Origin of the sequence: Nitrosomonas sp., from assembly GCF_022842015.1 — a bacterium.
GTDB lineage: Bacteria > Pseudomonadota > Gammaproteobacteria > Burkholderiales > Nitrosomonadaceae > Nitrosomonas.
The window spans coordinates 1-14,404 of the sequence record NZ_JALHQJ010000079.1; the positions used below are offsets into that span (position 1 = coordinate 1).

At 44.6% G+C, this 14,404-nt stretch carries 11 protein-coding genes; 8 read left to right on the forward strand and 3 right to left on the reverse strand.

Annotation, left to right across the window (positions count from 1 at the left end; translation table 11 throughout):
- Nucleotides 1-281: 281 nt before the first annotated feature.
- Complete coding sequence (locus Q0C11_RS12710; RefSeq protein ID WP_293008546.1) at nucleotides 282-2,405, reverse strand: PhoX family phosphatase; 2,124 nt, start codon at nucleotides 2,403-2,405, stop codon at nucleotides 282-284.
- Nucleotides 2,406-2,760: 355 nt separating this feature from the next.
- On the opposite strand from Q0C11_RS12710, the gene Q0C11_RS12715 reads away from it, so the two are divergent.
- The 8 genes from Q0C11_RS12715 (at nucleotide 2,761) to pstB (ending at nucleotide 13,094) form a co-directional block, all read left to right on the forward strand.
- Nucleotides 2,761-5,043: an esterase-like activity of phytase family protein gene (locus tag Q0C11_RS12715; RefSeq protein ID WP_293008548.1), complete on the forward strand. Its 2,283-nt coding sequence runs from the start codon at nucleotides 2,761-2,763 to the stop codon at nucleotides 5,041-5,043.
- A gap of 302 nt (nucleotides 5,044-5,345) precedes the next feature.
- Nucleotides 5,346-6,959 (forward strand): hypothetical protein, encoded by a 1,614-nt coding sequence (locus Q0C11_RS12720; RefSeq protein WP_293008550.1) that lies wholly within the window; start codon nucleotides 5,346-5,348, stop codon nucleotides 6,957-6,959.
- A 333-nt stretch (nucleotides 6,960-7,292) separates the two neighbouring features.
- Nucleotides 7,293-8,618, forward strand: coding sequence for an alkaline phosphatase PhoX (locus tag Q0C11_RS12725; protein WP_293008552.1), 1,326 nt, complete (start codon nucleotides 7,293-7,295; stop codon nucleotides 8,616-8,618).
- 32 nt (nucleotides 8,619-8,650) lie between these two features.
- Nucleotides 8,651-8,914 (forward strand): hypothetical protein, encoded by a 264-nt coding sequence (locus Q0C11_RS12730; RefSeq protein ID WP_293008554.1) that lies wholly within the window; start codon nucleotides 8,651-8,653, stop codon nucleotides 8,912-8,914.
- Between the two features lie 313 nt (nucleotides 8,915-9,227).
- The gene (pstS, locus tag Q0C11_RS12735) at nucleotides 9,228-10,277 is read left to right on the forward strand and encodes a phosphate ABC transporter substrate-binding protein PstS (RefSeq protein WP_293008556.1); all 1,050 of its coding nucleotides are present in this window, start codon (nucleotides 9,228-9,230) and stop codon (nucleotides 10,275-10,277) included.
- A 58-nt stretch (nucleotides 10,278-10,335) separates the two neighbouring features.
- Nucleotides 10,336-11,298 carry a phosphate ABC transporter permease subunit PstC gene (pstC, locus tag Q0C11_RS12740; RefSeq protein ID WP_293008558.1) on the forward strand — a complete coding sequence of 321 codons (963 nt, stop codon included), beginning with the start codon at nucleotides 10,336-10,338 and terminating at the stop codon, nucleotides 11,296-11,298.
- An 8-nt stretch (nucleotides 11,299-11,306) separates the two neighbouring features.
- Nucleotides 11,307-12,152 carry a phosphate ABC transporter permease PstA gene (gene pstA, locus Q0C11_RS12745; protein ID WP_293008560.1) on the forward strand — a complete coding sequence of 282 codons (846 nt, stop codon included), beginning with the start codon at nucleotides 11,307-11,309 and terminating at the stop codon, nucleotides 12,150-12,152.
- Nucleotides 12,153-12,314: 162 nt separating this feature from the next.
- Nucleotides 12,315-13,094 (forward strand): phosphate ABC transporter ATP-binding protein PstB, encoded by a 780-nt coding sequence (gene pstB, locus Q0C11_RS12750; protein ID WP_293008566.1) that lies wholly within the window; start codon nucleotides 12,315-12,317, stop codon nucleotides 13,092-13,094.
- Between the two features lie 191 nt (nucleotides 13,095-13,285).
- On the opposite strand, the gene greB is transcribed toward pstB, so the two are convergent.
- Nucleotides 13,286-13,834: a transcription elongation factor GreB gene (gene greB / locus Q0C11_RS12755; RefSeq protein WP_293008562.1), complete on the reverse strand. Its 549-nt coding sequence runs from the start codon at nucleotides 13,832-13,834 to the stop codon at nucleotides 13,286-13,288.
- A gap of 211 nt (nucleotides 13,835-14,045) precedes the next feature.
- A partial coding sequence (locus Q0C11_RS12760) for a RimK/LysX family protein (RefSeq protein ID WP_293008564.1) occupies nucleotides 14,046-14,404 on the reverse strand: 359 nt, incomplete at its 5' end.

Here is a 14,404-nt window from a genome sequence, read left to right on the forward strand (position 1 = left end):
AACTGATTGCTCCCTAAATTCCTGGCTATATTGTGCGCGGGGTAATTCCATCTCCATCCTCCATTTCATGTTCTCATTTTATGAAACTTCGGACTCCATGAAAATAAGCATACCTCAGTTATTCAAACTGGGCCAATCCAGTATTAACTGCAGTAGTGCGCTTCAATCTATTACAATCACTCATTCCCCGCCATATTTAGCGGGGAATGAAGCTTGCTGACCTAAAATAGCTTAGAAATAGGACAGACTATAATTACATATTCCAAAGTCTTTCCACGCCCTTAGCTTCCAATCACTCCACCATCATCTTTAGTAATCACTATTACCGAAGAACGAGGTTTCGAGACGGATAAACCTGTAAACGTTGTTGATCCATTGTAACCGTTATCCGGCCACGTAGAGTTGTCGACAAAACCGGTCTCCCAATCTTCGCCTGGATGCTGAATACCCACAAACATCGTCTTGCTATCAGGCGTAGTAATAACTCCAGTTACTTCGGAATTAGGCGGGCTGGTTAAAAAACGTTTGGTCTCACCAGTAGCGGGGTCCGCGCACATCATCACATTGCCGCCAATGTTGATCCAATCACCGCTGCCATCACCGATCTGATCAGTTTGAATCCACAAGCGACCCTCGCGGTCGAACCACAGCCCATCAGGTGCACCATAGTCATCGCCATTGATATTGCCTTGATATCCATCGTGACCGGTAGAGTTATAGCTACTCACCAAACTTTTGGTGTTAGCCTTATCCCCGCATTGCACAAATATATCCCATTTGAAGCTAGTGGCATTCACGCGCCCTTTTTCTTCTTGCCAGCGAATAATTTGACCGAAATCGTTATCAGGACGAGGATTGGCTGCATCGACCGGTGGATTCGCGCTACTGGCTACAGTGGTTCCATCAATATTATTACTTGAAGCAGGCAAATTGCCACGACGACTATTATTAGTAAGGGTCATGTAAATCTCGCCGGTCAGGGGATGAGCAGCTCCCCATTCGGGACGATCCATCATGGTTGCGCCCAAGCGATCGGCTGCCTGGCGCGTCTTAATGAGTACTTCTGCCTGATCGGCAAAACCATTCTCTCGCGTCAGCCCATTCTTGCCCCATATCAAGGGCGACCATTGACCGCTACCATCTGCATTAAATTTAGCCACGTATAATGTACCGCGATCCAGCATGTGCCGGTTTTTATCATGGTCTTTTCGGTCAAATTTCTTGTCGCAAACAAACTTATAAATATATTCGTTTCTTTCGTCGTCGCCCATATAGAATGCAACTTGACCCTTATGATCAATCACAACCTGCGCGCCCTCATGCTTCATTCTGCCCATGGCTGTGCGTTTAATCGGAGTACCCTTTGGATCCCAGGGGTCAATTTCCACTATCCACCCAAAACGATTCGATTCATTAGGATGCAAATCAGCACGGAAACGTTCATCAACTTCGTGCCAGCGATAGCCGAAACCGCCTTTGACCACACCATATCGGAGCTGATTCTGAATAGTTTTAAGTTTACGATCTGGATTGGATTCTCCTGCCACATCCTCGGTTTCGTTGGAAAAGTAACCATTCCAGTTTTCCTCGCAAGTAAGGTAGGTGCCCCAAGGCGTATAACCATGCGCACAATTGTTGAGCGTCCCGAGTACCCGGGTACCGTGAGGATCTGCCGCCGTTTTCATTAATTTGTGTCCAGCAGCAGGACCACTGATCTTGCAAAGAGTATTCCCTGTGATGCGGCGATTAAGACGTGAATGCCGATTAACCCGCCATTGCTGATTTTTCTTATCAATTGTCACAATATTGACGCCATGGGCAGCCTGTTGAGCGCGAACCATATCAAGCGTAATCGCGGTTGTCGCGTAATTAGCCGCAGGAACAATGCTATTCACCAGAGGAGGATCACAATATTCGCTATTAGTAACCAATAGGCCACGCTTATTGCCAAACGGCCCCGGAGAAGGAAAATAATGCATTCCATCCGTGTGTGCTCCATAGCAATGCAATTGTGTTGACTCATCTATAGCACTTACTGTGTCCCAGTGAGACTCAGGAGTCAAGGAATCTCCCCAGGAAACTAAAACTCTGGCTGAATATCCTGCTGGCACAGTCACGCCATCTGTCATAGGCACGGTATTGGTACTTACTGGTGTAAAACCGATTATTCCCAAAGAATTGATATCTTGTAGCGCTTTAGTACCATTTAATATTTCACCAATTGCCGCATTACTGAGTACGGATAAAGCGGTGACAGCTGCTGTAGTACCCGCAGAAGTCATAAGAAAATCGCGACGCGTAAGTTTGCGCTGTTCGATTATTTCTTGCAGCGTGTTGTTACCACCGTCATTACTGGTGACATCGCTAGGATTAAGCTTTCCATCCGGATGAAGTTTACTGCTCATAAATTGCCCCTTCCTATTGGTTTAAAAATATTGAGTACTTTAATCGCAATAAGTGACAGGGCAATAACAATAAAATGACGAATCAATGACAAATAAATTGCAATTTCAATGACACGCCATATCTTCGCCAAAACGCAGCTTTGTGAATATCCAAAAGAAACTTCTTTTGCGATGGTCAGCTCATTTCTCTGACCTAGCCCATCATTTGTTTTTTGTTTGACGCATGCCCGCAATAAACACGTAATAAATTTCCTTTAGCATCCCTAAAGGCGACGAATTTGGATTTAACCAATACAACTTCATTACCTGAAAAAATTAACATTTAGGCAATTCAGATAACTAAGGGTCTTTTATTATGAAATTTTCAAGAAAAGTACTTTGTCTTACAAAAAACGCTTTAAGTTTTGCACTACTCGCAACGCTTCCAAGCTTGGCTTTTGCTGAAAGTAAAAAATCCAGCCCAGCTTATTTCCAACGTATCGCCACTTATCTGGTATGTGAAAATACGAGCTGCGACAAAAGCGAAGTCAGCGAAACGGTAGCTGAGATTGTGGCAGCAAGTAAGGATGGCAATACTCTCATTTACACAGATAGTCCAACCGGTAAAATTGGATTTGTAGATATTCATAATGCAGAAGATCCAGTCGGTTTGGGCACATTGGATACAGTCGGAGAGCCAACATCCGTTGCTGTTTCTGGCGATTATGCCTTGGTTGGCGTCAATACTTCAGCTAGTTTTCTGGAACCTTCAGGCATTCTGGCTGTGTATCATGTACCTTCATGCCTATCGAACGTTTCCAGTTGTTCAGCGATTCGTGAAATCGATATGGGTGGGCAGCCGGATTCGGTCGCCACCAGTCCGGATGGCAGATATGCTGCTGTTGTGATTGAAAACGAACGTAATGAGGATATCACTGTATCGGATGTGGAAGGTGGCTTGCCACAACCGCCAGCAGGTTATCTGAATATTATTGATCTGGTCGGCACACCCGAAAATTGGGGCGTGCGCCAAGTTGATCTAACTGGTTTGGCGGTTTATGGCAGTGATGATCCGGAACCAGAGTTTGTCAGCATCAATCAGCGCAACATTGCCGCTGTCACTATGCAGGAAAACAATCATATTGTGCTCGTTAATCTCGTCAATGGCAAAGTACTTCAGCATTTCAACGCCGGAGCCGTGACGCTCGACGGTATTGATATCGCTGACGATAAATTAATTGACTTCACCAGCACTTTAACAGATGTTGCACGCGAGCCTGATGGTATTGCCTGGTTAGGTAACAACAAAATAGTGACTGCTAACGAGGGAGATCTTTTTGGTGGCAGCCGTGGTTTCACTGTATTCAATCGTAGCGGCAAAGTGCTGTATGACTCCGGTACAAGATTTGAATATTTGGCTGCAGCAGCAGGCCACTATCCAGAAAAACGCTCTGATAACAAAGGTTCTGAGCCGGAAGGAATCATAACCGGCCGCTATAAAAATGAAACATTCATTTTTGTCGGATCCGAACGGGGAAACTTTGTCGGCGTATACAAAGCTGATGGCAGCAGACTGAAATATAAGCAGATGTTACCCACTGGCGCCGGCCCGGAAGGCTTGCTTGCCATTCCCAGCCGCGAACTTTTTGTTGCATCGACCGAAATTGATTCTCCCGTGCGTTCTCAAATCAATATCTTTCGTCTAGAACATAAAGCAGCGGCTTATCCTCAAATCAAATCGATACGACAACCAGATGGCAAGCCGATCGCTTGGGGCGCATTATCAGCTTTAACTTCCGATAGGTATGATGCAGACCGACTTTATACTGTCCATGATAGCTTCTATAACGAAAGTCGCATTTATAGCATAGATATCAGCAATCATCCGTCAATAATCACTAGCGCAATACCATTGTTAAAGGATGGTGCAAGCGTCAATTATGACCTCGAGGGAATTGCGCAACGCAGTAATGGTGGTTTCTGGCTTGTATCTGAAGGTGCGGGGTCGTCCACAACGCGTAATTTATTAATTGAGGCTCACAGTGATGGCACAGTAGTGCGCGAGATTCGCTTGCCTGTCGCAGTTGAAGAATTACAGCAAAGCAACGGTTTTGAAGGTGTTGCCGTAACCGGAAAAGTGGGCGCTAATGAGCAGGTTTATGTGGCTTTTCAGCGGGAATGGAAAAATGATCCCGTTGGTATGGCGCGAATCGCGCAATATACACCAGCTTTGGATTTGAATCCCTCCGTCGATGAAGGTGAATGGAAATTCTTTTACTATCCTCTTGATCCGGTGGAATCTCCTGCGGGCGGTTTTGTGGGATTATCGGAAATTACTGCATTGGATCATGGTAAATTTGCGATCATCGAACGTGATAATCAGGCCGGACCGGATGCGCGCATCAAACGTGTTTATCGCATAGACATCAGCGGTGTTACACCAAAAACACAGGCAGAAGGTAATTTTCCAATACTTAACAAAACACTGGCTATCGATGTATTACCCGTGATGCAGGCTAGTAAGGGCTGGGTTCATGACAAATTGGAGGGATTGGCAAGAACAACGGAAGGAACGGTTTATGTCGTTACTGACAATGACGGTGTTGACAATTCCACTGGTGAAACGCAATTCCTGAATCTAGGTAAAGCCTTGAATTAATCTTTAGGGTATCAATAAGGTGCCACGCCGGTTTATATGCATGTGGCATCTTTCTCTTTCTATAAAACAGAGTAAATTAATTCTTGCAAGTTAGCAAACTTGCAAAGTTTCGTTTTGTGGCAGTATCTAATAATTGTCAATATCGTTTTTACTAATTTTATTTCCTATGTCAAGAAAGCAAAAAAAGAAGATATTTGTTTTCGATACCTTGGTCATTTTAATTTACATGAGAATGTAATATCCCTGTCATGTTGGCCTGTTAGATTTGCTTACCTTATAAAAAACTTGGAGGGGGGTAAATCATGTTCGAATTAAAACATATAAAAGAAAAATTATTAGTTGTATCAGCAGCGCTATTGGGTGCTGCAGTATTCAATGTACAGGCCACGGCCACATATGATCCAGCGTCAGGTATTGTTGATCTTCCCGTTGTCGAGGTTTTAAGCGGTGGAACGTCAGCATTCTATAATGCACAGCTACAGCTTGTTGGAAACGAATTGCAGCTAATTTCGGCCAACCCTATTGCAGCTACAACAGGACAGCGTAACGTGTTTGACTCCGATACGAGTTCAGTCCATGTGGCTTCAGTGACAGTTGGAGCAGACAGTTTTTATGCTAAGTTAAAGTTGGTGCCTGGATCAAACCCAATGAGCTTCACGGTTGATCAACTGACTACAAATACGTTTCAAGGTTGTCCAGGCTTTGCGCAACAAGGTCCAACAGAAAATTCTTGTATTCTAAGTGGCGAGATTACTTCAAATATTACCTTGACCAAGAACATCATGTGGTTATTACAGGGTCCTGTCTTTATCGGAGGTGACAATGCGCTGAGCGCCACACTTACTATCAATCCTGGAACAAGAATTATTGGTGTAGGTGGTCAGGGCGATCAGGCGGCGTATCTGTGGATCAGACGTGGCTCAAGAATTATGGCCGAAGGAACACCTGACAATCCAATTGTCATGACCGGTCCGAATGAGGCGGCAGCAGGAGAATGGGGTGGCTTGCTGATTTCAGGCAATGCACCAGTCAATGGTTGTAACGAAGGCGTGCCTGTCTGCGAAGTTCCATTTGAAGCGATTGTTAGTGAGCTCTATGGTGGCAACAATCCAGCTGATAATAGTGGTGTGATTAAGTACACACAAATTCGTTTTGCAGGTACTGCGGTACGTCCAGATGAAGAGCTCAATGGGTTTACGCTCAACGGTGTTGGCTCAGGAACGCTTATTGATTATGTGCAGGTTCACGAAGGTTTGGATGATGGAATAGAGCTTTTTGGTGGCACGGTGCAAATGAAGCATCTGGTAATAACTAACGCCCAGGATGATTCTTTGGATTGGTCAAATGGCTGGCAAGGACGTGTGCAGTTTGCATTGATAAAACAAGCAGCAACTATTGGCGATCGCGGCATTGAAGCTGACAATAACGAGAGAAACCAAGATAGCCTTCCTCGTGCTCAGCCTATTCTTTCCAATCTGACGATTATAGGTCGCACAGGCGATTCGGCTACACAAGGCGTATTATTGCGTCGTGGGACAGGTGCCAATATCTGGAATTCCGTTATTACCGGCAGTCCTACATGCATAATGATCGATGGAGAGAGAACCTTTGCCAATGCGGGCGCTCCCGGCAGTTTGAGCGGTGGTTTAACCATCCAAAATTCGTTTGTCAATTGTGCCAGCAACTTTGCTGATGGCGAAGGCGCCACGTTTACAACCTCTGACTGGTTCTTATCTCAATCTGAGAATCAAGCAGGCGATCCTTTGCTGAATGGTTATTTGCCAGCCTCAGGTTCACCATTAACACTGGGTGGTGCCGCAGTGAATGATCCTTTCTTTACTGTGGTTGATTATGTGGGTGCGTTCAGGGATGAAAATGATGACTGGACGAGAGAATGGACATTTAATTTCAATTAATCTATGCCAGTTTTGAAAGTTCTATTTCCGTTGTATCAAGGCTGAAGTTTTCGATCAAGATTAGCCAGCTTGTTTGTTCAGAAGAAATCGCTGGATTTGCCTTTCGGGGAGCCAGCGATTTTTTATTTAGAAATATTCGAAGCGCTTAATCTGAGCAGTGCGAGTTTTCTTGTGCTACTGATTGCTAAGTATCAGTGACGCCAAGTATTCATAAAAAATTCATTTGTCTGACATCAGAATTTCATATTAGATCGATACAGTTGCGTGTAGAGACAACAATAAGTGTTTGCCCTGCAGTGAGTCGAATGTAACTCAATTCTTAGGAGAGAATTCATGAATAAATCAACTTGGGCGCTACCGGTTTGTGCCGTGTTGACCACCTGGGTTTATGCGGAGGCGGTGCTGGTTGATGGCCTCATGAGTTTCAAACCTATCACAGCTTCTGCTTATGAGCAAACAACAACCGATCCACTCATTCTTAATAGCGAGCCTTGGGTCATCCCCAAAGGTTTTACTCAACATATTATTTCAGACGAACGACATTTGGATATTTATCCGGAGTCGAATGATTTGCCCGACATGAATACCGTCAACGAAACTGGAAAACATGCGGGTCGCTATTTGTATCGCACACATGAAGCGCGCCCAGGTCTTGATCCATATGCCGGCGGTGCTGTTTCCATTGTGGATTTGAAAACCGGTAAAGCCGATATTCTGGCGCAACGGTATGATTGGGAAGCGCTGGATGGATTGGTATGGACGCCCTGGCAAACACTTCTTTTCGCTGAAGAAACGATTACGGCCGTACTCCCAGATCCTGACGTACCGAATGCAGAGAGTGGCATGTTGTATGAAATGATATTTGCCCAGAATGATCCGGCCACCGTAGCAGCAATCAAAGTTCATCCTATGTTGGGATCCCTCTCTCACGAAGGCATTGAAATTGACGATGAAGGCAATGTCTACGTTATTGATGAAACTGAAACGGGTTCAATCTACAAATTCGTACCGGATGTTTATGGCGACTTGAGCAGTGGCCAGTTATATGCTTTGCGCGTAAAAAATGGCATCAAGACGGGTGTGGCTGAATGGGTTGCGCTGGATATGGATCAAGTGCAGATCAATGCCAGGATTGCTGCCCAAGCCGTCGGTGCTACATCTTTTTGCCGTCCGGAGGACTTGGAACGTATCAAGCATACTTTGTTTGCAGCACTGACCTGTGAAGACGCTAACGACCCGACCAATTCCAACGGCCCCGGTGCAATATTATCTATCAAGATGACATCGGCTCCGGTAGTGAGTTATTTCGTCCAGCCTGGAGTGAATGTTCCTCATGAGGTTAGACCCACAAAGACAACAACTGGTATAACCGGATTCATGAGACCCGATAATTTGGCGAGCAGTCCAGACGGCAAATTGTGGATTGTCGAGGATAACGAGAACAGCGATATCTGGGTTGCTTTGCCTGATGAAGATGGGGATGGTTTTAGTGATGGTGTATATTTATTTGCTTCATTGAAAGATGCTGCTGCGGAAGGTACCGGTATCTATTTTGGTAAGGATCCGCATACGTTGTTTGTAAACATCCAGCATTCCGGTACCGGAAATGATAAGACCATGATCATTACCAACAAACGGTTAGATCGGATCGAGGAATAATCAGTTAACAATCTTCAATAAGGAGTTATTGCATGAAAATCGATAATTTACTGGTGCGAGTAGCTGCATCCATGGGTTTTGTGTTGCTTGGTATCATCGCCAGCATTGCATTTTATGAGCTGACCGTGGATTGGGGAAGTATTTCAGGCTTGTTTATGGGGCTTTATCTTTATTCTGCCTATTTATTGTTTGGCATTATTTGCAATAAGCCTGGTAATAAAATACATCGCTTTAATACGAAACCTTCGTCGAAAAATAAACCCTCGGTATCACGTAATAAAATTTATGAGTATTAAAATGGTGCGTTCATCGTGCTGCCGTAATTTCTTCTCAAGAAAATTTCTATGCTTCCCTCTCTGTGCATTAGAAAATAACCGCTTAACCCAAGTACTTGGATAGTTAAAAGCGTCACAACAATCCTAGAGATCGTGGGCGTGTTGAATTGGGTTCTATGTTTTACTATCTTCTAGCTATCTTTCCTCTCAGCCTGTTGATTGCCGGCAGTTACTGAGGGGATTCTCAAAAGCAATCTATTTGTCATCACTCTGTCACATTCAGTGATTAAGATTTCACCTTATTCCAGATCTATGTTCTCGATAGGAGCATTTAATGAGATTGCACTTTTGTCACGTATTGGCAGCTACCGCAGCACTGCTGTGGACACCACTAGCGACTGCCGCCGATATTACCGGTGCGGGTGCCACTTTCCCTTATCCGATTTATGCCAAGTGGGCGGATAGGTATCACAAAGAAACAGGCACCCGGCTAAATTATCAATCCATTGGCTCCGGGGGCGGTATCAAGCAAATCAGGGCTGGGACTGTGGATTTTGGGGCATCTGACAAACCTCTGACGCTGGAAGAATTGGAGAAGAATGGCTTGACACAATTTCCGACAGTGCTGGGTGGCGTAGTGCCGATTACCAATCTTGAAGGAGTCGAGGAGGGTCAGGTTAAATTAACCGGAAAAGTTTTGGCCGATATCTTCCTGGGAAAGATCAAGCGTTGGAATGATGCATCCATTGCTGCACTAAATGAGGGCATTGTTTTACCCGCCAGCAATATCGCGATCGTTCATCGCGCGGATGGCTCCGGTACTACTTTCCTATTTACTGATTATTTAAGTAAAGTGAGCCCGGAATGGAAAACTAAAGTAGGTGCAGCGACTTCAGTGGCCTGGCCGACAGGTACTGGTGGGAAAGGCAATGAAGGCGTGGCCAATTTCGTGAAGCGAATCAAGAATTCGATTGGTTATGTCGAGGCGGCTTACGTAAAACAAAACAAACTGCATTATGTGCAGCTGCAAAATTTGGCAGGTCATTATGTATTGCCGACTGAAGCGAGTTTTAGGGCTTCCGCTGCCAATGCCGAATGGGATAAAGATTCCGGATTTTACGAAATTCTTACTGATAAACCAGGCTCAGGTAGTTGGCCGATTACCGGCGCTACTTTTATTCTAATGCACAAATCCCAGAGTAAACCGGCGCAAGCAATGCAAGTATTGAAGTTTTTTGAGTGGGCCTATGCGCATGGCAATGATATGGCGCTGGAATTGGATTATATTCCGCTGCCAGACAATCTGGTTGCTTTGATTAAAACCTCGTGGGAAACCAACATCAAAGGTAAGGATGGTCGCGCGATATACACGGCTAGCGAATAAAACGTAAAGCACACGAAAATAATATGCGTCTAGCCATTACAGCTATACACAACAACCAATGCCAAAAATTATTTCCACAGCAAAGCTAAAAAGACAACAGCTACTGGATCAGTTATTTCAAAAAACAACCTGGTTTTTTACCGTGATCGTTTTAGTTTTGCTGGCTGTGCTTGTAGGTTCGCTTGTCGTGGGCAGTCTGCCTACCATTAAAGCTTTTGGCTTTGGCTTCCTCATTAGTTCGGAGTGGAACCCGGTTACAGAGCAATTCGGCGCATTGGTGCCGATTGTGGGTACTTTGGTTACCGCAATCATTGCATTGTCAATCGGTATTCCCGTGAGCTTCGGTATTGCACTGTTCCTGACGGAACTTTCTCCACCGTGGCTGCGCCGCCCGCTCGGAACAGCGATAGAACTCTTAGCCGGAATTCCCAGCATTATTTACGGCATGTGGGGTTTGTTTGTATTCGCTCCATTTTTTGCCAACACGGCGCAGCCCTGGTTGCAGAATACTTTAGGAGATTTGCCGGGTATTGGGTTTCTGTTTGAAGGTGCTTTTATGGGAATAGGCATGCTAGCCGCTGGCATTATACTGGCAATCATGGTGATTCCTTTTATTGCTGCTGTCATGCGCGATGTGTTTGAGATTGTCCCTTCCATGCTAAAGGAATCAGCCTATGCTTTTGGTGCTACCACCTGGGAGGTCATCTGGAATGTGGTTTTGCCCTATACCAAAAGCGGGGTTATCGGCGGAATTATGCTCGGACTCGGGCGCGCTTTAGGTGAAACCATGGCGATTACGTTTGTGATTGGTAATGCACATCAATTGCATGCTTCTCTTTTTATGCCCGGAAACAGCATTGCTTCGGCGCTGGCCAATGAATTTACCGAAGCTGACGGGGAATTGTATACCTCAGCATTGATTGAATTGGGTTTGATTTTGTTCTTTATCACTTTTGTTGTATTGGCTTGCTCTAAACTTTTGCTGTTGCAACTGAAGAAACGCGAAGGTGCTACTACTTAAAGGTCTGTATGATTCCAATTTATACCCGACGACGTATGATCAATGCGCTGCATCTGACCTTCTCAATCTTAGCGATGATTTTTGGTCTGTTCTGGTTGTTTTGGATATTGTTGGTCCTCATTGGTAAGGGATTGGATGGCATCAGTGTTGCGCTATTTACTGAGATGACGCCAGCGCCAGGTAATACAGGCGGATTGCTCAATGCAATTATTGGCAGCCTGATGATGGTGATACTGGCTACTTTAATCGGGACACCTGTGGGTATTCTGGCAGGCACATATTTGGCTGAATTTGGCCAACATGGTTGGTTAGCTTCCGTCACCCGCTTCATTAACGATATTCTGCTATCTGCACCGTCTATCGTCATTGGATTATTCGTTTATACCGTCTATGTGGCTAGAGTAGGCCATTTTTCCGGCTGGGCAGGCGCTCTGGCGCTTTCGATGATCGTCATTCCGGTTGTTGTGCGCACTACGGAGGATATGTTGAGACTGATTCCGGATAGCCTCCGTGAAGCAGCGGCAGCTTTAGGTGCCCCTCCATGGAAAGTGGTTACACTGGTGACCTGGCGCGCTTCCGAAGTAGGCATATTGACCGGCGTGCTGTTGGCAATTGCGCGTATTAGTGGAGAAACTGCTCCGCTACTTTTCACGGCGCTGAATAATCAATTCTGGACTATGGACATGAATCAACCGATGGCGAATTTGCCGGTAGTGATATTCCAGTTTGCCATGAGTCCATATGAATCATGGCAGGAATTGGCATGGGCTGGTGCCTTGTTGATTACATTGAGTGTTTTGGGGCTCAATATCATTGCGCGCTTCTTCTTGCGCAAGAATAAATTGTCGACCTAAAGATTTTTTACCGCCAATTGCCGGATTACTGATGAAAAGACAGATACATAAAACCACAGGTTATGAAATATGAGAAACCAGCAGATATTGTTTTACAGTAAGTTATTGGGATCGCATGAGCACCCGCAAGTTACGGAGGAAGTGTCCGAATTTAAGGCTACGATGAATATCAATCAAGCAAAACGCACTGATGCCAAAGTTATCATCAACGATTTAAATTTTTACTATGGCAGGCATCATGCACTCAAGTCAGTTAGCATGAATATTCTGGAAAAAAAGATTACCGCTTTTATTGGCCCATCCGGCTGCGGGAAATCGACATTGTTGCGTACGCTCAATCGCATGTATCAGCTTTACCCCAGCCAGGTTGCTCGAGGTGAAATTATGGTGGATGGCGCAAATATTCTTGATAAGAAACACGATATCAATATGCTGCGCGCTAAAATGGGGATGGTATTTCAGAAACCGACCCCTTTTCCTATGTCCATTTTTGATAATGTGATATTTGGCGTGAAGTTATATGAAAGCTTAAACCGTAGCGAATCAATGGAGCGAGTCGAATGGGCATTACGGAAAGCTGCATTATGGGAAGAAGTTAAGGACAAGCTGAATCAAAGCGGCATGAGCCTATCCGGCGGGCAGCAACAGCGCTTGTGTATTGCCCGCACGATTGCAGTAAAACCCGAAGTGGTGCTGCTCGACGAACCAACTTCAGCGCTGGATCCGATTTCTACCGCACATATTGAAGAGCTTATTTTTCAACTTAAGCAAGATTACACCATCGTTATTGTCACACACAATATGCAGCAGGCAGCCCGCGTTTCCGATTTTACCGCCTACATGTATTTAGGGAAGCTGGTCGAATTTGGTGAGACAGATACGATTTTCACCACACCCAGTGAGAAGGCAACTGAGGATTACATTACGGGTAAATTCGGTTGATTTGCTGCGTCGAGCAAATATATAACCAAGATAAACTTGCTGTTCTTTTTTAAAGCAGCGCGCCTTACTTTTATGTCCGGATAAATGGTTTCAGTGGTAGGGTATTGTTTATAAAAGGTATGTTACCTGGGTTTTTTACTTGTGGCCAATTCTTTCAATACGTGCCATTTATAACCTGGCGTATTTGTCTTTTATAACGCTTGATAATGCACCTCAATCACTTCCAGCTCTTCCATTCCACCCGGAGTATGCAACGTTACAACGTCACCCTCACGCGCCTTGAGCAATGCCTTGGCCAGCGGTGAAATCCAGCTGATGCGTCCACACCCGGGATCTGCTTCATCCATGCCAACGATACTGTAAGTTTGTTTCTCGCCTCGGGCATTGCAGACTGTTACAGTAGCGCCAAAGAAAACCTGCTCACATTCATCACGCTGCGCAGGGTCAACCACTTCCGAATTATCCAGACGTTTGGATAAGAAACGCAGGCGACGATCAATTTCACGTAAGCGTTTTTTGCCGTAGATGTAATCACCATTTTCTGAGCGATCACCATTGGAGGCTGCCCAGGTAATGGTTTTTACCAATTCCGGGCGTTCCACTTTCCATAATTGGTCGAATTCATTTCTTAATCGCTGATAACCGCCTGGCGTAATATAATTTTTGACACTCTGCGGTAATTTCGGCGTATCGTCCAGATCATCGTCGTTTTCATTTTCCTTGGTAAACGCTTTGCTCATATTCGCAAATCTACATTAGTAAAAAAATATCAAATCTTGCAACATAATATTTGTTATTGTTCAATTTTGTTAAAAACTTGGCTGATAGCAGCGTAATGAAGGAAATTATTCCAAGGCCATTCCTTAATTTCAGCGAATTGAAGAATAGTACATCTTGCTGCAATGAAAACCGCGACACCTTTGATTCCAAGTTGTCACAGATAATCTTTTATTAATAGTTTCTGTTTTTTGCCAGAAGCGTATTTGCGACGGTACTATCAACAATGGCGTCAACTTTTTCTAATGCTTTTCTGCCTAAAAGCATAGGTGTCGAGAAACGAGAGCGGTCAATTAAATTAACCATGATTTTGTAGGGTTTTCCATCAAAATAAATTTGTAAATTTACGACAGGCCGTGAATGGTATTTTTGAGGTTGAGTGCCATCAATAGCGCGTCTTTTTATTTTTGAATAACGAACAATAGGTAAATTATAATGGAGCGTTTTCTCCAGTTCGGGGTGAGAGACTTTAAACTTCACATACTCTTCACCTTCTTTTTCATATAATTGAATGTCTTGTGCGGATATTGAAG